Source organism: Arthrobacter sp. M2012083 (genome assembly GCF_000281065.1).
Lineage (GTDB): Bacteria > Actinomycetota > Actinomycetes > Actinomycetales > Micrococcaceae > Arthrobacter.
In genome coordinates, this window is record NZ_AKKK01000029.1 from 49,207 (window position 1) to 67,787 (window position 18,581).

Below are 18,581 nucleotides of genomic sequence, written 5' to 3' on the forward strand. Positions count from 1 at the left end.
GAAGCCGGATACGTGGGGTGTCGGGCGGTTCCATTTCGGATCGGTAAAGCGAGCTTCTATGCTTAGCTGGAGCCTTTGTAAGTTTGGGGGGCGAGTAGTCGTGAGGAAACCGGTATAGATGAGTAGTGTTCTGACAATCCGCGGTGGCGTCCCGTTGACCGGGCGAGTGACCGTTCGCGGTGCCAAGAACCTGGTGCCCAAGGCCATGGTGGCGGCGTTGCTGGGCAGCGAACCATCAGTGCTGAGGAACGTGCCGGAAATCAAGGACGTCGAGGTTGTTACCAGCCTGTTGCAGCTGCACGGCGTGACCGTTGTGAAGGATCCGGTTTCGGGCGACCTCACCTTGGATCCCAAAGATGCAAAGACTGCCTCCAGTACGGCCATTGATGCGCACGCAGGCGATTCGCGGATTCCCATCCTTCTGTGCGGACCGCTGATTCATGCGATCGGCGAGGCCTTCATCCCGGATCTGGGTGGCTGCAAGATCGGCGACAGGCCCATCGACTATCACCTGAATGTCCTGCGGCAATTCGGTGCCGTGGTGGAAAAGCGCCCCGGCGGCATCCACATTTCTGCCCCGAACGGTCTGCATGGAGCCAAAATCTCGCTGCCGTATCCATCGGTTGGGGCCACCGAGCAGGTGCTCCTGAGCGCAACGCGTGCCGAGGGCATCACCGAACTCATCGGCGCGGCTACGGAACCTGAGATCATCGACCTCATTGCGGTCCTGCAGAAGATGGGCGCCATCATCAGCGTCCAGACTGACCGGACCATCCGGATTGAGGGCGTCAAGGACCTTCGGGGCTACAACCACCGGGCACTCCCGGACCGCAACGAATCCGCTTCCTGGGCCTCTGCTGCATTGGTTACCCGTGGCGATATTTTTGTTGAGGGTGCTTCGCAACGCGACATGATGACGTTCCTGAATACCTACCGCAAAGTTGGTGGCGGCATGGACATCGGCGACGACGGTATCCGCTTCTACCACCAGGGCGGTAAGCTCTCCCCGCTCGTCCTGGAGACGGATGTCCACCCGGGCTTCATGACGGACTGGCAGCAGCCGCTGGTGGTTGCCCTGACACAGGCCGAGGGCGTTTCCATCGTCCACGAGACTGTCTACGAGAACCGCTTCGGATTCACGGAAGCCCTTGCCCGGATGGGTGCGAACATCCAAGTACACCGAGAGTGCCTGGGTAGTGTTCCCTGCCGGTTCGGGCAGCGGAACTTCCTGCACTCGGCAGTGATTTCGGGCCCCACTCCGCTCAGGGGCACCGATATTGACATCCCCGACCTCCGGGGTGGTTTCAGCCACCTCATCGCAGCGCTGGCTGCTACGGGCACATCACGCGTTACGGGCATCGACATCATCAACCGCGGTTACGAGCGCTTTACCGAGAAGCTGGCCGGGCTGGGCGCCGATTTCGATATCACCACCACCAAGTAGCGGGGGCTCCTTTGAAGGAATCGGCCAAGAGCCGTGCAACGTTCATGCTGCTGGCTGGCCTGGCTCGTCCATTGATGAACATCCTGATGGCCAAAAAGTGGGAAGGTGTGGAGAACCTTCCGCCCGGCGGCTTCATCGCAGTACCAAACCACTGCACGGAGATCGACCCCATCGTCATCGGACACATGGTCTACAACCAGAAGCGGCCGCCGCACTTCCTGGCGAAGACGGGCCTTTTCAAGGTCCCCGTGCTGGGTGCACTACTGCACGCCACCAGGCAGATTCCGGTTGAACGCTCGACGGCGGGTGCGAACCGCTCGCTTCAAGTCGCCAAAGAGGTGGTGGACGCCGGTGGTGCCATCATCATCTACCCTGAAGGCACTCTCACCCGCGACCCCGATCTTTGGCCGATGAAGGGCCACACCGGGGCCGCCAGACTTGCCCTGCAGACCGGAGCCCCTGTGGTGCCCATGGCCCATTGGGGTGCCCAGGAAGTTTTCCCGCGGTATGCCAAACGGTTCCACATCTTCCCTCGCAAGACTGTCCGCGTACTTGTTGGCAAGCCCGTTGATCTCAGTGCCTTCAGTGAACGGCCGCTGGACCGCGCAACGCTGACTGCGGCCACTGAAGTCATCATGGCTGCCATCACGGAGCTCCTTGAAACCCTTCGAGGTGAACCTGCCCCTGCTGAGCGCTGGGATCCGGCTGTCCACAAACAGTCCAAGCACGGCCGCTTCATTCAGGGCGGTTCTCCTGATGCCAGCGAAGGGGAGGACGGGAAATGACTCCAGTGGAAATGAACGTCTCCACACCGGACATCGTTGCCGTTTTGGGTGCGGGTTCATGGGGAACCACGTTTGCGAAGGTGCTGGCCGATGCCGCGACGGCGACCGGATCTGAACGTAGTATCCGGATCTGGGGTCGCCGGGCGGAAGTCGTGGAGCAGATCAACTCTTCCCACCGCAATGAGCAGTACCTCAAAGACATTGAGCTTCCACCATCGGTAACAGCGTCCACGGATGTGGAGGAGGTGCTCAAGGATGCCACCCTGGTGGTCCTCGCCGTGCCTGCCCAGTCGCTTCGGCCGCAGCTCGGGGAGTGGAAGGCCTTCCTTGCGCCCGACGCCGTGGTCGTATCCCTGATGAAGGGCCTGGAACTGGGCACGGACGCCCGGATGAGCGAAGTCATTGCCCAGGAGTTGGGTCTCCCCGCTCCCCGGGTGGCAGTAGTATCGGGTCCCAACCTGGCCATGGAAATCGCCAGGGAGCAACCAACAGCGTCAGTTGTTGCCTGCAGTGACGCAGAAACTGCTGCTGCCATAGCGCTGTGCTGCACGGCGCCCTACTTCCGGCCGTACACCAGCACTGATGTTGTGGGGGTGGAAATCGGCGGGATCGTGAAGAATGTGATTGCGCTTGCTGTGGGCATTTGCGAAGGCCGGCAGATGGGCGACAACACAAAAGCTTCGGTGATCACGCGCGGACTCGCTGAGACGTCCCGGCTTGCGCTTGCCCTGGGTGGAGAAGCCCACACCATGGCTGGTCTTGCCGGACTCGGCGATCTCGTGGCCACCTGCTCTTCAGCCCTCTCGCGTAACCACACCGCTGGCAGGTTGCTTGGTGAAGGCCTCAGCCTTGAGCAAGTGGCCGAACAGATGACGCAAACTGCAGAGGGCATCAAATCCGGCCCCGCTGTGCACGAGCTGGCCGGCAAGTTGAATGTTGAAATGCCCATTACGGCTGCCGTCGTGGCGGTGCTTGAAGGCAGAATGTCCGTTGATGACCTGGGGCCACGACTGTTGGCCCGGGCACTGAAGTCCGAAGGCGACTACTGATGGTGACTGACCAATCCACCCCTTTGACGGGCCGCCCCCGTGTAGCGATCCTCTTCGGGGGGCGCTCCAGCGAGCATGCCGTCAGCTGTGTCACAGCAGCTGGCGTCATGGGGGCGATCGACAAGAACAAATACGAGGTCATACCGATTGGCATCGCCAAATCAGGGCAGTGGGTACTCGCCTCGGGCGACACCAGCGACTGGTCCTTGAGCTCGGCAGCGCTTCCCGAGGTGGCGCCGTCGGGCAGGACCGTGACCTTGGCTGAAGTGGGTGGTGAGCATCAACTCATCGTGACCGAACCCAACGCCGTTCCCCAGGAACTGGGTTCCGTGGACGTCGTCTTCCCCCTGCTTCATGGGCCATGGGGCGAAGACGGCACCATCCAAGGCCTCTTGGAGCTGTCAGACACGCGCTATGTCGGCGCAGGGGTGCTGGCCTCGGCCGTGGGGATGGACAAGCATTACATGAAGGTGGTGTTTGAATCCGCCGGACTGAGCGTCGGACCGTACGTAGCCGTCACAGACCGCGAATGGACCACGGACGCCGAGGCTGTCCGTAAGCGGGTGGACAAGCTCGGATACCCTGTGTTCGTCAAGCCTGCCCGCGCGGGTTCGTCCATGGGTATCTCCAAGGTCGACTCGATCGAAGGACTGGACGCTGCCATCGAGGAAGCCCGCCGCCATGACCTGAAGCTGGTCATTGAAGCCGGCATCGTGGGCCGGGAGATCGAGTGTGCTGTCCTTCAGGGCCGCGGCACGGCCGCGCCCCGTACTTCCATGCCGGGTGAGATTGCGGTGGCAGCCGGTGAGCACCAGTTCTATGACTTTGCTGCCAAGTACGTTGAGGACGGTGCCGCAGCCCTGAGTTGCCCGGCTGACATGCCCGACGAGGCAATCGCACGCGTGCGTGAACTCGCCGCCGTCGCTTTCGATGCCGTGGGAGCGGAAGGCCTCAGTCGTGTGGATTTCTTCTACACCCCGGCCGGTGAATTGATCATCAATGAGATCAACACCATGCCAGGCTTCACGCCCAAGAGCATGTACCCGCAGATGTGGGCGGCATCAGGGCTGGCTTACGGGGACTTGATCGACGAACTGATCCATCTGGCGCTGACCCGGAAGACGGGGCTGCGCTAAAGCACTACTGCGAGGACGGCAGGTTCTGCAGATCTTCCTGGCCCACGCACTTTCCGGTTGCCTTGATCTTGCCAACCGCGGCTGCCAACTCAGTCAGGACAGTTGCTGAACTGATGTTGGCCGCCTCCAGCTTGACGGGATCTATCAGGATCTCCGTGGCTGGTTCGCGGCCGAACGTGGTCAGGGTGTAAACGGGATCGCCTTCCTTGATGACCCAGTCGATGTCGTTGACGCTCACACAACGGTCCGTCGTAGGTCCGGGAACATTCACTCCGCATCGGAGAATGACCTGCGAGGGATCTCCCCAGGCAGCTGTCGCCTGGCTGTTGGTTTTGCGGAGGGCAGCATCTCCGATCTGGTCCGGCAGCGCCACCATCATTGGCGCGCAGGCAGGATTGGCTGCGTCGGAGGCTGCAGTGACGTCCACGGCTGGTGCGCAGGCCGCCAAAGCCGTCACGGATGCGGAGGCCACGGCGATAGCCAGGGCGGTCCGGGGAAGGGTCTTTCGGTGCATTTATCCAGCCTATCCCGCAAGCGCTGGCAGGCAGATTCGCGTTGCCCGGGTCACAATCCCGCTGGAACTGCCGTTCAGAGAGCCGCATTATTCTGTCGGTGGATCGCGATAGCGTAGAGCGGTGCCATGAGTAGACACTGGCGCCGTGCCAAGAGAAGAGTTGACAGCAGTGCCAGAAGAACCGTTGACCGTCCAACATCTGTCGGAGTCCGAGCTCCTCGCGCGGATTTTTCCGCGCCTTCACCGTAGCCCCGGAGTCCTGCTGGGACCCGGTGACGACGCCGCCCTGATAGCAGCGCCGGATGGCAGGGCACTCATCTCCATCGACACCCAAACTCAGGACCAGGACTTCAGGCTTGAGTGGCGTAACGGCTACCGCACCACAGGATTCGACGTCGGCTGGAAGGCTGCAGCGCAGAACCTCAGTGACATCAACGCCATGGGCGGCAGTGCCACCAGTCTCGTGGTAAGCCTCACCATGCCGCCGGAAACGCCCGTCGAATGGGTTGAAGCGTTTGCTGACGGGCTCACTGCTGCAATTGTTGGCTTGGGCGCTTCGGATTGCTCGGTGGCCGGCGGGGACCTTGGAAGGGGCCGCGAGCTGGCGGTGACCGTCGCCGTCGTCGGAACGCTTGCCGGCGTGGCGCCAGTGCTGAGGTCCGGTGCCAAACCAGGGGACGTCGTGGCGGTTGCAGGGACGCTGGGAAGGGCAGCGGCGGGCTGGGCGCTGCTGGAAAGCGACATTCCGTTTGACAACCTGGCTCCTGAGTTGCGGAGCCTGGTGGACAACCAATGCCGGCCAATACCACCACTGGCCGCCGGACCACTGGCTGCGCGTACGGGTGCTACAGCCATGATGGACATTTCCGATGGCTTGCTGAGGGATGGCAACCGCTTGGCCGGAGCGAGCAACGTGGTCCTCGATTTCGATCCCGTTGCTTTGAAGACTCACGCAGTCTCATTGGAGCCGGCAGCTGCCCTTCTGGGATGGGAAGCCATGCGGTGGGTGCTTGGCGGGGGAGAAGACCACGGTTTGCTTGCTACGTTCCCGGCAGGAATTCAGCTGCCGCAGGGCTTCACTGCGATAGGCTCGGTGCAAGCCGTTGTCGAGCCGCCAGGCAGTGGCGTCCGGATTGCCGGGCAAACTGCTGACACCGTTGGATGGGATCACTTTGCAGACTAAGATCGCCGCGAATGCACACGCCATGAAACGTTGGCTCGGCAAGGCGGAGGTGGTCCTCGGCAACCACAGCGACCGTCTCAATGCGATCAACATCTTCCCTGTCGCGGACGGTGATACCGGAACCAACCTTTATCTCACTGTTCGGGCAGCTGTCGCTGCCCTTGGCGGAACTGCGCCGGACTCCACTGAAACCGGCAACGACGTCGGCGCCGTACTGTCCCGTGCCGGGCAGGCAGCCATGGAGCAAGCCCGAGGCAATTCGGGCACACTCTTTGCGGTATTCCTATGCGCCGCTGCCGAGCCCCTGGCCGGGAAAACCCGACTCAGCGCACCCCTGCTGGCTACTGCGCTGAACAGGGCACAGATCCGCGCCTGGTCCGCCTTGAGTGAACCTGTGGCAGGCACCATGCTTTCGGTTTTGGAAGCGGCCGCTCATGCCGCTCAAGCTGTGGATGCATCCCAAAGTGGCGACGACAGCAACCATGCATTGGGACTCTCGCTCGACGCTGTGGTGGAGGCAGCCTACCAGGCCGTCGTCCGGACAGAGGATGAGCTCGCGCAACTCCATGAAGCACACGTTGTGGACGCAGGGGGCGTGGGGATGCTGCTGGTGCTGGATTGCCTCCGAGCCGCCGTCCTGGGCGAGGAACTCCAAGAGGAGTTACTAGACGGCCTCCACGGCTACAAATTGCAGGATCCCCACATCCATGAGCACATGCCGGCCGATGACGGCGTGGAAGTCATGTGCACCATCAACCTCTCGCCCCTGAATGCGGCCATCCTCCGGCAACGCCTGGACGAGATGGGTGATTCCGTCATCATGAGCCAAGTAGGCGGTGCCCAAGGCACTGATGATGACGACGACGAATCCAGTGTGGAAATCAGCTACCGTTGGCGCGTTCATGTCCACGTCGCCGACCCGGAGCCGGCCGTGGCATTCATTCGTTCGCTGGGAGAACCGACCGATATAGCGGTAAGCCAGTTGGCAATACCCCGTGATGACGTTCAGCACCCGGCTCCCACACAGGAGCCGGCCGGCAGCGAGTCCACCAGCATCAATGACGCTTTTAATGTCTCAGGCCAGTCACGGCATGAATACTGAGCTGGACCTGCCCCTCGAACGCAGGATTGGCAAGCGGTCCGCGGCCGTCATAGACAAGCACTTGGGCCTCAAAACGGCCGGAGCCTTGCTGAACTACTTTCCTCGCAGATACTTGAACCGCGGTGAGTTAACGCCCATCAGCAAGCTCCCGCTGGATGAGGAGGTCACGCTGATTGCCCGGGTGTTGTCGAACAGCACCCGCCAGATGAGGGCCCGCCGTGGTTCGATCACGGACGTGGTGGTGACGGATGAGGCTGGTGGTAGCGGTGTTCCAGGTACGTTGAAGGTCAGCTTCTTCAACGGGTTTAGGGCAAAGGCGGAACTCCTGGCCGGCCGTCGGGCCATGTTTTCAGGCAAGGTGACCCGCTACGGCGGAGCCCTCGGCTTGACCAATCCGGACTTCCTTCTGCTGGACGAGGACCCTGACGCCGAGGGTTCGGTGGATCCCGAAAAACTTGCCGCCATGCCCATTCCCATTTATCCGGCAACGGCCAAGCTGACCAGTTGGTCCATCCATAAAGTGATCACTGCCCTGATCCAAACCATGGACCTTGATTCCTTGGAAGACCCCCTGCCGGCAAGCATCGTCCGAAGGGACGGGCTGCTCAGTGTTGCTGAGGCCTACCGTTTGATCCATTCACCCGGGATTGCCAAGGATTGGCAACGCGCTCAGGAACGCTTCCGATACCAGGAAGCGCTGGTGCTGCAAACGGCCCTGGCGCGCCGGCGTGCCCAGCTGGCTGCGGAAGAAGCCACTGCGCGCCGTCCGCGCGCGGGAGGTTTGCTCACTAAGTTTGATCAAAACCTGCCTTTTACCCTGACTGCCGGCCAATCCGCCGTCGGAAAGACGCTCGCTGAAGAGCTCGGGCGCGACACTCCCATGAACCGGCTGCTGCAGGGTGAAGTGGGCTCGGGAAAGACGATCGTCGCACTGCGGGCCATGTTGCAGGTAGTGGACGCAGGTGGCCAGGCAGCACTCCTGGCGCCCACGGAGGTCCTGGCGGCCCAGCATTTCCACTCCATCCGGAAGACGTTGGGGGCGCTCGCTCGCGACCATATCTTTGGCGGGGCCGGCATGCTGGGCGGCGATTCCACCCAGGAAGCCGTTCAAGTGACGCTCCTGACCGGTTCCATGCCCACTGCTGCGCGGAAACAAGCAATGCTGGACGCGGCCTCCGGAAATGCGGGGATTGTCATTGGCACGCACGCTTTGCTAAGCGATAAAACCAGCTTCCAAGACCTCGGGCTGATCGTGGTGGATGAGCAGCACCGCTTTGGTGTGGAGCAGCGCGATGCCCTCCGGGCCAAGGCGCAGCGGCCTCCACATTTGCTGGTCATGACAGCCACACCAATTCCCCGCACGGTGGCCATGACGGTTTTCGGTGACCTTGAGACCTCCATCCTTGATGAGCTTCCGGCCGGGCGTGCGCCGATTTCCACTCACGTCGTGGGGCTCGCGGAGAATCCCGGCTGGGTGGACCGCATTTGGAAGCGTTCCCGCGAAGAAATCGATTCGGGCCACCAGGTTTATGTGGTGTGCCCCAAGATCGGCTCCGACGACGACGGCGACTTCAGTCCGGGCGAAGCGGAACCCAGCGATGCCGACCTGGCGGACGAAGGCCCGGCACGGGAACTCGCCTCGGTGACCGCCGTCGTCGAAAGCCTCCTGCAGGAGCCTGCACTGGCTGGCGTTGCGGTAGCGCCGCTCCATGGGCGGCAGGATCCGCAGGTGAAGTCAGAAACGATGGCTTCCTTCGCCTCCAACAACACCAAACTGCTGGTGTCCACCACGGTCATTGAGGTGGGCGTCGATGTCCACAACGCCACCCTCATGGTGATTCTCGATGCCGACCGCTTTGGAATCTCACAGCTCCACCAGTTGCGTGGGCGGGTAGGCCGCGGAGGTTTGCCCGGCACTTGCCTGCTAGTGACAACGCTGGAACCCGGACACCCGAGTCGTCGCCGGCTTGATGCCGTTGCTTCAACAACGGACGGCTTTGAGCTGTCCCAGGAGGACTTGAAACTCCGCCGTGAAGGCGACATTCTTGGAGCTTCGCAATCCGGCGGACGCTCCACCCTGAAGTTGCTCCGTGTCCTTGAACACGAAGACATCATTGCCCGCGCACGGACTGACGCCCAAGGGCTGGTGTCGGAAGACCCTGCCCTGCAACAACAGCCGGCACTTGCCGCAGCAATGGATGATTATTTGAACCCGGAGAAGGAGGCGTTCCTTGAACGCGGTTAGAGGTCCATGGAAGCGCGCTCATGGAGAATTCCTGTGAGCCGGATCATCGCCGGGGTCGGTGGCGGGAACCCGCTGGCCAGCGTCCCGGGAACGGCGACGCGTCCCACCACGGACAGGGTCAAGGAGGCGCTCTTCTCCCGCCTGGAGTCCTTGGCAGTCATTGACGATGCCCGGGTCCTGGACCTTTATGCAGGCTCTGGATCCTTAGGCATCGAAAGTGCCAGCCGAGGGGCCCGGACTGTGGATCTGGTGGAGTTCGATGCCAAGGCAAGCGAAGTCTGCCAGCGCAATGCGGATCTGGTGAACCAACTCCTGGGCGGGAAAAAGGTCTCGGTCCATCGTTCCAAGGTGGAATCATTCCTGGAGCGTGCGGTCGATGCGGACATGTGGGATCTCGTCTTCCTTGATCCGCCCTACCCCTTGGACGAGCCTGCCTTGAGTGCTGTGCTCGCGAAGTTGGGGCCGCATTTGGACGATGCGGCCGTTGTGGTGGTGGAGCGAAGTTCGCGGAGCCCTGAGCCTGCGTGGCCCGATTCCTTGGAGTGTTTCGCCGACAAGAAGTATGGCGAAACCAAGCTGTGGTTCGCTGAGCCGGCCTAGCCGACCGTCTCGTTAACCCGTAATACTGTCCAGCTCGACGCCCGTGAGGACGGTTGCGGGGTGGGGGCCACGCGCCAGCAGTTGCGCCGTCCAGTCCGGGGACCACGGTTTGCAGGTGCCTACCAGGACGATGTTGCCCGGGTAGCGGCCAGCGAACATTCCCGTTTCAGCGAAGGCTGCGACGTCCGGCATGGCTTGGCGCAGCGCTGCCACCTGGCTACGGACGAGCGTCAGCGCAGGTTCATCCCCCACATTGATGATCAAAACCCCATCCGGCCGAAGCCTACTTGCTGCTTCCTCATAGAATTCCCGACAGGCAATATGGGCAGGGGCCTCCGGCCCGGAGAAGATATCGAGAATCACGACGTCGAACATCACCTCGGCCGGAAGCTCCGCCAGCGCGTCGCGGGCGTCGCCGATGTGGGTGGTCAACATGGCGCCGTCAGGCATGGGCAGCTTCTGAAGTACGAAGTCCAAGAGCTCACGCTCAAGCTCAACAGCGTATTGTTTCGAGCCCGGACGGGTGGCTTGGATGTACCGCGCCAAGGTGAGGGCGCCGGCGCCCAGGTGCAGGGCGCTGATGGGTATTCCGGGTTCTGCAGCCAAGTCCACCACGTGCCCGATCCTGCGAAGATACTCGTAAAAGATCTCCGAGGGGTCGGCCAGGTTCACGTGTGATTGTTCGGCGCCGCCAATGCTGAGGATGAAACCGCCGTCAACGAGGGTGTCTTTCGCGATAGTGGCGTGCTGACCCGTGGTCCGGAGGAAGCGTGTTGCCTGGTGCTGGCCGGAGCCTCCGGCGTTCAGAGCCGGTCCTTCAAGGTGGCGAGGCGTTCGGCGGCTTCCTGCAGGACGCCGGACTTCTTACAGAAGGCGAAGCGCAGCAGGCTTCGCGTACGCTCGGCTCCCTCCGGATGGCAGAACACCGGGACCGGGATGGCTGCCACGCCTACAAGCCCTGGCAGGCGCCTTGCGAGGTCAACGGAGTCGCGGATGCCCAGCGGTGCCGTGTCCACGTTGATGAAGTAGGTGCCGCTCGGGTTGTAGACCCCGAAGCCAGCGGCCCGGAGGCCTTCGGCGAGAATGTCCCGTTTGCGGCGGAGTTGATCGGCGATGCCTGTAAAGAACTCATCGGGGAGGCCAAGGCCCACTGCGATGGCGCTCTGGAACGGGGTGCCTGAACTATAGGTCAGGAACTGCTTAACTGTACGCACTGCCGCCACCAAGTCTGCCGGCCCCGTCAGCCAGCCGATTTTCCAACCTGTGAAGGAAAACGTCTTTCCGGCGGAGGAAATAGTGATGGTGCGTTCAGCAGCGCCAGGGACCGATGTGATCGGTAGGTGCGGTACGCCGAAGGTGAGGTGCTCGTAGACTTCGTCGCTGACGATGAGGGCGCCATACTTCGCAGCCAGTTCAACAATCATGGTCAAGACGGATTCCGGAAAGACGGCGCCCGCGGGGTTGTGCGGGTTGTTCAGGAGCACAACTCTGGTGCGGGTGCTGAAGGAGCTTTCCAACGTCGCGAGGTCGGGAAGGAAATCAGGGGCCAGCAGGGGAGCGGTGACGTGTTGGGCTCCGGCCATGCCGATGATGGCCCCGTAGGAGTCGTAGAAGGGTTCGAAGGTCAGGACTTCGTCGCCGGGCTGGATGAACGCAAGCAGCGTCGCTGCGATCGCTTCCGTTGCGCCCGTCGTGACAAGGACTTCAGTTTCGGGATCCGGGTTCAGCCCGTAAAAGCGCTGCTGGTGCGCGGCAATGGCCTCCCGCAATGCGGGAACGCCTTTGCCGGGCGCATATTGGTTGGCTCCCGCGGCAATGGCGGACTGGGCTGCCGCTTTGATTTCCGCGGGGCCGTCTTCATCGGGAAAACCCTGGCCGAGGTTGATGGCACCAGTGGACAGTGCCAAGGTGGTCATTTCCTCGAAAATGGTCACTCCCAGCGTTCCCTCGGGGGAGAGCAGGTTGGCTCCCATGGCCGCCCGCTGCCATGGTGTTGCGTTGGTACCTGCGGTGGTGCCCGCACTTATATCAAGGGAAGAATTGCTGCCTGCGGATGCCATGTCAGACATGGTATCCCGGCGAAGCCATGGGGTAGGTTCGTCTCATGAGACGCGCGGTATGCCCTGGATCCTTTGACCCTATCCACAATGGACATCTCGAAGTCATCGCCCGGGCCGCCGGCCTGTTCGACGAAGTCATCGTGGCCGTGTCCACCAACTACGCCAAGAAGTACAGGTTCAGTCTTGAGGACAGAATGGAAATGGCGCGGGAAACGTTGGCTTCTTTGCGCGGCATCATCGTTGAGCCGATGGGTGAAGGCCTGCTGGCGGATTACTGCCGCCACCGCGGTGTCTCAGCCATAGTCAAGGGCCTTCGTTCATCGTCGGACTTTGATTACGAGTTGCCCATGGCCACCATGAACCGCCAGCTGGCCGGCGTCGAAACCGTCTTCCTGCCTGCGGAAGCGCATTACGTGCACCTTTCCTCCACTTTGATAAAAGAGGTCAACGTCCTCGGTGGAGATATCTCCGATTTCGTCCCCAAATCCGTGCTGAAAAGGCTCCTTGCTGGCGAGCCGCCAACAGAACCGCCGCGCAAGGGGTAGGCTTGTCGGGTACCTTGCGCCTTCGCGCAGAGTTCCCCAAGCTGAAACCACCGCGCATTCACGCGCGCCCGGCGTCGGTTTGAGTCCTCAAGCGCGATCAGGCTAAGATGGTACGTCGGTCATATGTTCTACAGGAGTTCTCATTAAGCGAGATGCAAGTTCGCCCTTGGCGCTGGTAGTCAAGGACCTTGGACGTAGTCCAGGGACCATGCGGACACTCAACGAGCATGTACCTGCGCCAAGTGACCTTGGTGTGGCGCTCATTGGCGTAAAGGAAGGCTCGGATATCGAGCTGGATCTTCGTCTTGAGGCCGTACACGAAGGAATTCTGGTATCCGGAACCGTAGTCGTCGAAGTAACCGGCGAATGCGGTCGATGCCTGGATCCCCTTGCGTATGACCTTGAGGTCAATGTGCAAGAACTTTTCTTCTATGAAGGTGTTGAGCTTTCAGGCGAAGAAGACGATGAAGAGCAACGTCGAGTCGAGTACGATCTAATCGATCTTGAGCCGGTGTTGCGGGACGCAGTTGTCACTATGCTGCCGTTCCAGCCGGTGTGCCGGGAAGACTGCCAGGGCCTGTGTTCCGAATGTGGAGCGCGCCTGGAAGACGAGCCGGGGCACCACCACGAGGTCATTGACCCTCGCTGGGCTGCCCTAGCTGATCTGGCTAAGACTGACCGGCAAACCGATTAGTAAGTGTTCGTCTAAGAGAGAAATGAGATAGCCGTGGCTGTTCCCAAGCGGAAAATGTCTCGCGCAAATACACGCGCCCGCCGTGCCCAGTGGAAGGCAACTGCCCCCAACTTGGTCAAGACCATCGAAAACGGTCAGGTTACCTACAGCCTGCCGCACCAGGCAAAGGTCGTCACTGACTCTGCTGGCACCGCGCTGTTCCTTGAATACAAGGGCCGCAAGGTCGCAGACGCCTAATCTGCCGTACAGGCTGACTAAGGATGTCTTCAACTGAAGAGCTTCTGAAGCGTCTCGGTGTCTCGATTGACACCGAGACGCTTCGTCTTGCTCTGACACATCGCTCATACGCGTATGAGAACGGCGGGATTCCCACCAACGAGCGCCTCGAGTTCCTCGGCGACTCCATCCTGGGATTTTCCGTGACCGATTCTCTCTACCGTGAGAACCCCTCGCTGCCCGAAGGAGAGCTCGCCAAGCGACGCTCGGCCGTTGTCAGTACGCGCGCACTGGCCGGGATTGGCCGGCAAATCGGTGTGGGCGAGTTTATTTACCTCGGGCAAGGCGAGAAGCTTACCGACGGCAAGAACAAGGCCTCCATCCTGGCAGACACCATGGAAGCCCTGATCGGGGCCACGTATCTCTCGAACGACATCGAGACCGCACGCCAACTGGTCATGCGCCTGGTAGGACCGCTCCTCAAGGACGCAGGTGCGCTTGGGGCGGGGACTGACTGGAAGACGAGCATCCAGGAACTCACGGCCAGTCGGCAGCTGGGCGCCATCCACTACGCCGTGGAAGGTTCAGGGCCGGACCATGCCCGGACATTCGAGGCAGTACTGAACATCGGCGGAACTCCCTACGGCCGGGGCTCGGGCCACTCCAAGAAAGAAGCGGAGCAGGAAGCCGCCGCTGATGCCTGGCGTGCTCTGACCGCCCTGGATCCCACTACTGCCGGTCCTGCTTCCTCCTGAACCCGGATGCCTGAACTTCCCGAGGTAGAGGTAGTCCGACGCGGCTTGGCCCGGTGGGTCCGTGGCCGAACCATCACCGGCGTGGACGTCGTCGACCCGCGCTCCATCCGACGACAATTACTTGGAACCGAAGACTTCATCGGGAATCTTGAGCAAGCCACTGTGATGGACGTCGTGCGGCGTGGGAAGTTCCTTTGGATGCCCCTGGCCATGTCCGGCATACCCGGGACCGCAACTGACCCCGGGACTTCGCCGTACGTCAGGGACGGCCTCCCTAAGGTCGCGTTGATGGCGCATCTGGGAATGAGCGGCCAACTGCTGATGCAAGACCCTGAAGTACCGGATGAAAAGCACCTCAAAGTCAGGATTAGTCTCAGTTCCGTGGATGGTATGCCGGAGCAGTTGCGGTTCGTGGACCAGAGAATTTTCGGCGGCCTGTTCGTGACGTCCCTGGTGCCAACTGTCGACGGCGGCCCTGGCGGCTTGGGCGAATCGCCCCTGCCGGAGATCGCAGAGGAAGCATCGCACATCGCCAGGGATCCGCTTGACCCCTACTTCTCGTTCGACGCGTTTTATCGGAAGATCAGGAGTCGCAAGACGGGCCTGAAGCGGGCGCTGCTGGACCAGTCGGTTATTTCCGGCATCGGCAACATCTATGCGGACGAAGCGTTGTGGCGCGCGCGCTTACATTACGCCAGGGCCACAGACACACTTCGCCGCGCGGATGCTGAACGGCTGGTTGATGCCGTGAAAGACGTCATGAACGCTGCCCTTGCCGCGGGAGGGACCAGCTTCGACTCTCTTTATGTCAACGTCAACGGCGATTCCGGCTACTTCGCCCGGTCGCTGAATGCCTACGGGCGTGCCGGTGAAATATGCGGCCGCTGCGAAGCGATGGGCCTCCACAGCATCATCAAGCGGGAACAGTTTATGAACCGCTCTTCCTATACCTGCCCTGTGTGCCAACCGCGGCCCCGGAATGGACGTTGGTAGGTCCAAAACTGTTCCGGAATCGGGATGGCAATGGCAGACTGTCCCCATGAAGAGCTTGGCGCTTCAAGTCGCCATCGCAAGGATTAACGCCACCACGATGCGGGTGGCGTCAGTTCTATCCGCCTTCCTCGGTGACAAGGCCCCCCAACCTTCCGGCAACCCAGCCACCCCGGGTACGCCATGATGGCGCGGCGGTTGGTCATTGCGGGCATTTGCCTTGCTGTGCTGATCGCCGCCGTCGCCGTAATTTTGGACCAGATGGCTGGGAAGACAGGACCGTCTGCTGCCCAAAGCACATCGTCTTCCGCTCCGAGCGCCGGCTCCAGCACGAGACCTTCCGGGGGAGCAGCCTCTGGCGGCGCCGGAGATCCTACCGGCGCTCCTCCGTCCGGCAGCCCGGCGTCGGGGGCCGCAGGCAGCGGCAGCGGTGACGGCAGCGCAGGCAACAGCGGGGAGGGCGATGGTGGCCCGTCTACTGCCAAGCCGCTCGAAGTCCTGCCTCCAGTTACGGCCACCCCCACGGGGCTGCCTCAACCATCTGCTCCCGCGCCACTGGTCACCACCTTGCCTGAGCCCGGCAGTGCAGCCGGTGGCGTGGTTGACGGCTGGCCTGCCGACATTCTGACGTTGCCCGAAGGAACAACCATCGGTTCCACGTCAGTGTCGACGTCGGGTGATGTCCTCCAGGTGGCTGCTGACGGCATCATTGCCAAGCCACAAACAGAGGTCTTGGCGTCCTTCCGACAGTCGTTGGTTGCCCACGGGTTCTGGTCTGAGCCGGCGCCGGCAGCAGAGGGCGCATTGGCCGAACGATTCGTGCGAGGCACTGACACGCTCACGGTGTCAGTGTCGACGACGGGGACCGGCAACTCGCGATTCCAGCTTTTGGGCAGCCTGCACACGGCGGCGGACTAGGGGCAGCGATGTACATCTCACTCTCGGACCGAGGTAAACGGGACAAGCCGGAGGGAACACGAACGGCACTATCGAGCGAAGTGCCGTTCCGTTTGTCTCCGGTCATTCTGTGGCTGGGCATTGTGAGTATGGTGACCGATGTGTCCTCGGAATCGGTCACCGCGATCCTCCCGTTGTACGTCACCGGATTCCTGGGTCTGTCCACCATTGCCTTCGGCTTCATCGACGGGATCAACCAAGGTGCCAGTGCAATCGTGAGGATAGCGGCCGGCTGGGCTGCCGACCGCAGCGGACATCCCAAACGGATAGCTTTGGCCGGCTACGGCTTATCAATGCTTGCCAGGATCGGGTTCCTCTTCGCGGGCGGGTTCTGGGCAATAGCGGCGATAGTCACCGGAGACAGGATCGGCAAAGGCATCCGCACGGCACCGCGGGACGCCCTCATTTCGGTGTCAGCACAACCTGAACACCTGGCCCGTTCCTTTGGCGTGCATCGGATGCTGGACAATATCGGCGCCGCAGCCGGGCCCCTGATCGCATTCTTCGTGTTGTTGATGATTCCCAACGGTTTCAGCACGGTATTTGTGGTGTCGCTGGCGTTCGCTGTGATCGGTGTTGCCGTCCTTGCCTTGGTGGTGCCTGACATCAAGGCACGGGGCGTTAAGGGCACGGAGGAAAGTGAAGGCCGGCGTCTTTTCGCTTTCTCCTGGTCTCACCTGAAGGAACCGGGCCTCGGCAAGCTGCTGATCGCTGCCGGGTTGCTGGGCTTGGTGACCATCGGTGACGGCTTCATCTATCTGGTGCTGCAAGCAAGGGATTCCTTTGCTGTCCAGTGGTTTCCGCTGTTGTTCGTAGGCACAAACGTTGTGTTCCTGGCGTTCGCCATCCCGTTGGGTCGGCTGGCTGACCGGGTGGGAAAGATCCCGGTGTTCGTGGGCGGACATATTGCACTGCTGGCAACATACCTCCTTGCGGCGGCGCCCTTCGGAGGGCTGTGGGCAACCGTGGGTTGCCTGATCCTTCTGGGGGCGTTCTATGCTGCCACCGACGGCGTGCTGGCCGCCTTGGCCAGCCAGCTGACACCTCCGGGAAAACTTGCTACGGGCATCGCCTCCGCGCAAACCGTAGTGGCGCTCACCCGGATGTTGGCCTCGGCAGGTTTTGGTGTCCTCTGGTATGCGGTTGGTGCTCCAACTGCCATGGTGGTGGCGGGTGGATTGCTCGCTTGCGCCGTTGTTGCTGTCGCTTTCATCCTGCGCGGCGCACGGGTTGCACCGGCAGGGGACCCGGATGACGCAAGCAACGCGGCATGAGCAGCGCGCCCGCTGAAGGAAAGCTGCGGTGGGGTGCCCTCCTCACCGTCACGGCACTGGTCTTGGTAGCGGCTGGTATTTACGCGGTGGGTGCCTACCAGCGTTTCGAGGAAAGCCGCACTGCGGCTTCGTCCGTCGGTGTCACGGCCAGCCAGCCGCTTCCAGCGGGCCCCTTCATCCTGTTTCGCAATACAGCATCTGGCCAGGGGTATGGCAACGCAGCCACTGTTCCGTTGGCATCTCCCGATGGCAACCGGGCCGTAAGCGGGCAGGAGTGCGACCGCGTGTACGGAACGTCTGAGAAGGTGGTGTGCCTGAAGACCAACCGTGGACTGGTCACGGCGTTTGAAGCTGCTGTCCTGGACCGAAACTGGGAGCAGCAAAGGGCGTGGCCTGTCCCGGGGATACCCAGCAGAACCCGCATCAGCCCCGACGGATCCATGATTGCCACCACCGTATTCGTCTCGGGCCACTCCTACGCCACGGCAGGCTTTTCCACGGCCACCGAGATCAGCCTTCCTGAGGGCACATCAGGTAACCTCGAGGACTTTGCTTTGATGGTGAACGGCGAGAGGCTTCTCGCCACGGACAGGAATATTTGGGGTGTGACATTCGCCCCCGGCCAGAGCGATGTCTTCTACGCCACGGCCGCTTCCTCAGGACGCATCTGGCTGGTTCGGGGCAGCCTGTCCGCGAAGACCCTGACTGCCATTCATGACAATGTTGAGTGTCCGTCCATCTCGCCTGATGGCACACGGATTGCGTATAAGAAGAACGACGGCGGGGCGCTGGCCGCGCACTGGAAGGTCGCAGTGCTTGAGCTCGCTACGGGACAACAAACCGTTCTCTCCGAGAAGCGCAGTGTTGATGACCAGATCGAATGGCTGGATAACCAGAACCTGCTCTATGGCTTGGCGGCCGAGGGCGGCAATGGTGACAGCAACATATGGAAACTCGGAACGGACCCGACGTCCCAGCCAAGCCTGTTTATCGCCCATGCGTGGTCGCCCAGCGTCGTCCGCTGAATGTAGT

19 protein-coding genes are annotated in these 18,581 nt (G+C 61.7%); 16 read left to right on the top strand and 3 right to left on the bottom strand.

What is annotated here, in order from left to right:
• Window positions 1-118 precede the first annotated feature (118 nt).
• Genes murA through A477_RS0114130 form a run of 4 tightly spaced genes read left to right on the top strand, consistent with a single transcriptional unit; the run spans window position 119 to window position 4,414 of the window.
• Window positions 119-1,444: a UDP-N-acetylglucosamine 1-carboxyvinyltransferase gene (gene murA / locus A477_RS0114115; protein WP_017199616.1), complete on the top strand. Its 1,326-nt coding sequence runs from the start codon at window positions 119-121 to the stop codon at window positions 1,442-1,444.
• An 11-nt stretch (window positions 1,445-1,455) separates the two neighbouring features.
• Complete coding sequence (locus A477_RS0114120) at window positions 1,456-2,229, top strand: lysophospholipid acyltransferase family protein (RefSeq protein ID WP_017199617.1); 774 nt, start codon at window positions 1,456-1,458, stop codon at window positions 2,227-2,229.
• On the top strand, window positions 2,226-3,278 hold the full coding sequence (locus A477_RS0114125) for an NAD(P)H-dependent glycerol-3-phosphate dehydrogenase (protein WP_017199618.1): 1,053 nt from the start codon (window positions 2,226-2,228) through the stop codon (window positions 3,276-3,278). The genes A477_RS0114120 and A477_RS0114125 overlap by 4 nt, the downstream gene beginning before the upstream one ends.
• On the top strand, window positions 3,278-4,414 hold the full coding sequence (locus A477_RS0114130) for a D-alanine--D-alanine ligase family protein (RefSeq protein ID WP_017199619.1): 1,137 nt from the start codon (window positions 3,278-3,280) through the stop codon (window positions 4,412-4,414). Before A477_RS0114125 ends, A477_RS0114130 begins: the two co-directional genes overlap by 1 nt.
• Before the next feature lie 4 nt (window positions 4,415-4,418).
• On the opposite strand, the gene A477_RS0114135 is transcribed toward A477_RS0114130, so the two are convergent.
• A complete protein-coding gene (locus A477_RS0114135) occupies window positions 4,419-4,928 on the bottom strand; it encodes a DUF3515 domain-containing protein (RefSeq protein ID WP_017199620.1) in 510 nt (169 codons plus the stop codon).
• 169 nt (window positions 4,929-5,097) lie between these two features.
• On the opposite strand from A477_RS0114135, the gene thiL reads away from it, so the two are divergent.
• Genes thiL through rsmD form a run of 4 tightly spaced genes read left to right on the top strand, consistent with a single transcriptional unit; the run spans window position 5,098 to window position 10,058 of the window.
• Window positions 5,098-6,111 (top strand): thiamine-phosphate kinase, encoded by a 1,014-nt coding sequence (thiL, locus tag A477_RS0114140; RefSeq protein WP_026005624.1) that lies wholly within the window; start codon window positions 5,098-5,100, stop codon window positions 6,109-6,111.
• Window positions 6,112-6,133: 22 nt separating this feature from the next.
• Window positions 6,134-7,213 carry a DAK2 domain-containing protein gene (locus tag A477_RS0114145; protein ID WP_017199622.1) on the top strand — a complete coding sequence of 360 codons (1,080 nt, stop codon included), beginning with the start codon at window positions 6,134-6,136 and terminating at the stop codon, window positions 7,211-7,213.
• Complete coding sequence (locus tag A477_RS0114150) at window positions 7,203-9,458, top strand: ATP-dependent DNA helicase RecG (protein WP_017199623.1); 2,256 nt, start codon at window positions 7,203-7,205, stop codon at window positions 9,456-9,458. The genes A477_RS0114145 and A477_RS0114150 overlap by 11 nt, the downstream gene beginning before the upstream one ends.
• Before the next feature lie 33 nt (window positions 9,459-9,491).
• Window positions 9,492-10,058, top strand: coding sequence for a 16S rRNA (guanine(966)-N(2))-methyltransferase RsmD (rsmD, locus tag A477_RS0114155; protein WP_026005625.1), 567 nt, complete (start codon window positions 9,492-9,494; stop codon window positions 10,056-10,058).
• A 12-nt stretch (window positions 10,059-10,070) separates the two neighbouring features.
• Here the strand turns inward: rsmD and A477_RS0114160 are convergent, their stop codons facing one another.
• Both A477_RS0114160 and A477_RS0114165 read right to left on the bottom strand, forming a co-directional pair.
• Window positions 10,071-10,865: a spermidine synthase gene (locus tag A477_RS0114160; RefSeq protein WP_026005626.1), complete on the bottom strand. Its 795-nt coding sequence runs from the start codon at window positions 10,863-10,865 to the stop codon at window positions 10,071-10,073.
• Window positions 10,862-12,127 carry an aminotransferase class I/II-fold pyridoxal phosphate-dependent enzyme gene (locus A477_RS0114165; protein WP_017199626.1) on the bottom strand — a complete coding sequence of 422 codons (1,266 nt, stop codon included), beginning with the start codon at window positions 12,125-12,127 and terminating at the stop codon, window positions 10,862-10,864. The genes A477_RS0114160 and A477_RS0114165 overlap by 4 nt, the downstream gene beginning before the upstream one ends.
• Before the next feature lie 35 nt (window positions 12,128-12,162).
• Between A477_RS0114165 and coaD the strand changes: the two genes are divergently transcribed.
• From coaD to A477_RS0114205, 8 genes are all read left to right on the top strand, one after another.
• Window positions 12,163-12,663, top strand: coding sequence for a pantetheine-phosphate adenylyltransferase (coaD, locus tag A477_RS0114170; RefSeq protein ID WP_017199627.1), 501 nt, complete (start codon window positions 12,163-12,165; stop codon window positions 12,661-12,663).
• 166 nt (window positions 12,664-12,829) lie between these two features.
• A complete protein-coding gene (locus tag A477_RS0114175) occupies window positions 12,830-13,357 on the top strand; it encodes a YceD family protein (RefSeq protein WP_017199628.1) in 528 nt (175 codons plus the stop codon).
• A 33-nt stretch (window positions 13,358-13,390) separates the two neighbouring features.
• Window positions 13,391-13,594 carry a 50S ribosomal protein L32 gene (gene rpmF, locus A477_RS0114180; protein ID WP_011775139.1) on the top strand — a complete coding sequence of 68 codons (204 nt, stop codon included), beginning with the start codon at window positions 13,391-13,393 and terminating at the stop codon, window positions 13,592-13,594.
• Between the two features lie 23 nt (window positions 13,595-13,617).
• A complete protein-coding gene (rnc, locus tag A477_RS0114185; RefSeq protein ID WP_017199629.1) occupies window positions 13,618-14,328 on the top strand; it encodes a ribonuclease III in 711 nt (236 codons plus the stop codon).
• Window positions 14,329-14,334: 6 nt separating this feature from the next.
• Window positions 14,335-15,321: a bifunctional DNA-formamidopyrimidine glycosylase/DNA-(apurinic or apyrimidinic site) lyase gene (gene mutM, locus A477_RS0114190; protein WP_017199630.1), complete on the top strand. Its 987-nt coding sequence runs from the start codon at window positions 14,335-14,337 to the stop codon at window positions 15,319-15,321.
• Between the two features lie 180 nt (window positions 15,322-15,501).
• The gene (locus A477_RS0114195; protein ID WP_026005627.1) at window positions 15,502-16,236 is read left to right on the top strand and encodes a hypothetical protein; all 735 of its coding nucleotides are present in this window, start codon (window positions 15,502-15,504) and stop codon (window positions 16,234-16,236) included.
• 80 nt (window positions 16,237-16,316) lie between these two features.
• On the top strand, window positions 16,317-17,549 hold the full coding sequence (locus tag A477_RS0114200) for an MFS transporter (RefSeq protein ID WP_017199632.1): 1,233 nt from the start codon (window positions 16,317-16,319) through the stop codon (window positions 17,547-17,549).
• Window positions 17,546-18,574 carry a TolB family protein gene (locus A477_RS0114205; RefSeq protein ID WP_017199633.1) on the top strand — a complete coding sequence of 343 codons (1,029 nt, stop codon included), beginning with the start codon at window positions 17,546-17,548 and terminating at the stop codon, window positions 18,572-18,574. Before A477_RS0114200 ends, A477_RS0114205 begins: the two co-directional genes overlap by 4 nt.
• Window positions 18,575-18,581: the final 7 nt, after the last annotated feature.

Bases quoted from the DNA above. Each gene is read 5' to 3' on its own strand.
- murA (WP_017199616.1), top strand. From the start codon at position 119: ATGAGTAGTGTTCTGACAATCCGCGGTGGCGTCCCGTTGACCGGGCGA.
- A477_RS0114125 (WP_017199618.1), top strand. From the start codon at position 2,226: ATGACTCCAGTGGAAATGAACGTCTCCACACCGGACATCGTTGCCGTT.
- A477_RS0114130 (WP_017199619.1), top strand. From the start codon at position 3,278: ATGGTGACTGACCAATCCACCCCTTTGACGGGCCGCCCCCGTGTAGCG.
- A477_RS0114135 (WP_017199620.1), bottom strand. From the start codon at position 4,928: ATGCACCGAAAGACCCTTCCCCGGACCGCCCTGGCTATCGCCGTGGCC.
- A477_RS0114145 (WP_017199622.1), top strand. From the start codon at position 6,134: ATGAAACGTTGGCTCGGCAAGGCGGAGGTGGTCCTCGGCAACCACAGC.
- A477_RS0114150 (WP_017199623.1), top strand. From the start codon at position 7,203: ATGAATACTGAGCTGGACCTGCCCCTCGAACGCAGGATTGGCAAGCGG.
- A477_RS0114165 (WP_017199626.1), bottom strand. From the start codon at position 12,127: ATGTCTGACATGGCATCCGCAGGCAGCAATTCTTCCCTTGATATAAGT.
- coaD (WP_017199627.1), top strand. From the start codon at position 12,163: ATGAGACGCGCGGTATGCCCTGGATCCTTTGACCCTATCCACAATGGA.
- rnc (WP_017199629.1), top strand. From the start codon at position 13,618: ATGTCTTCAACTGAAGAGCTTCTGAAGCGTCTCGGTGTCTCGATTGAC.
- mutM (WP_017199630.1), top strand. From the start codon at position 14,335: ATGCCTGAACTTCCCGAGGTAGAGGTAGTCCGACGCGGCTTGGCCCGG.
- A477_RS0114195 (WP_026005627.1), top strand. From the start codon at position 15,502: ATGATGGCGCGGCGGTTGGTCATTGCGGGCATTTGCCTTGCTGTGCTG.
- A477_RS0114205 (WP_017199633.1), top strand. From the start codon at position 17,546: ATGAGCAGCGCGCCCGCTGAAGGAAAGCTGCGGTGGGGTGCCCTCCTC.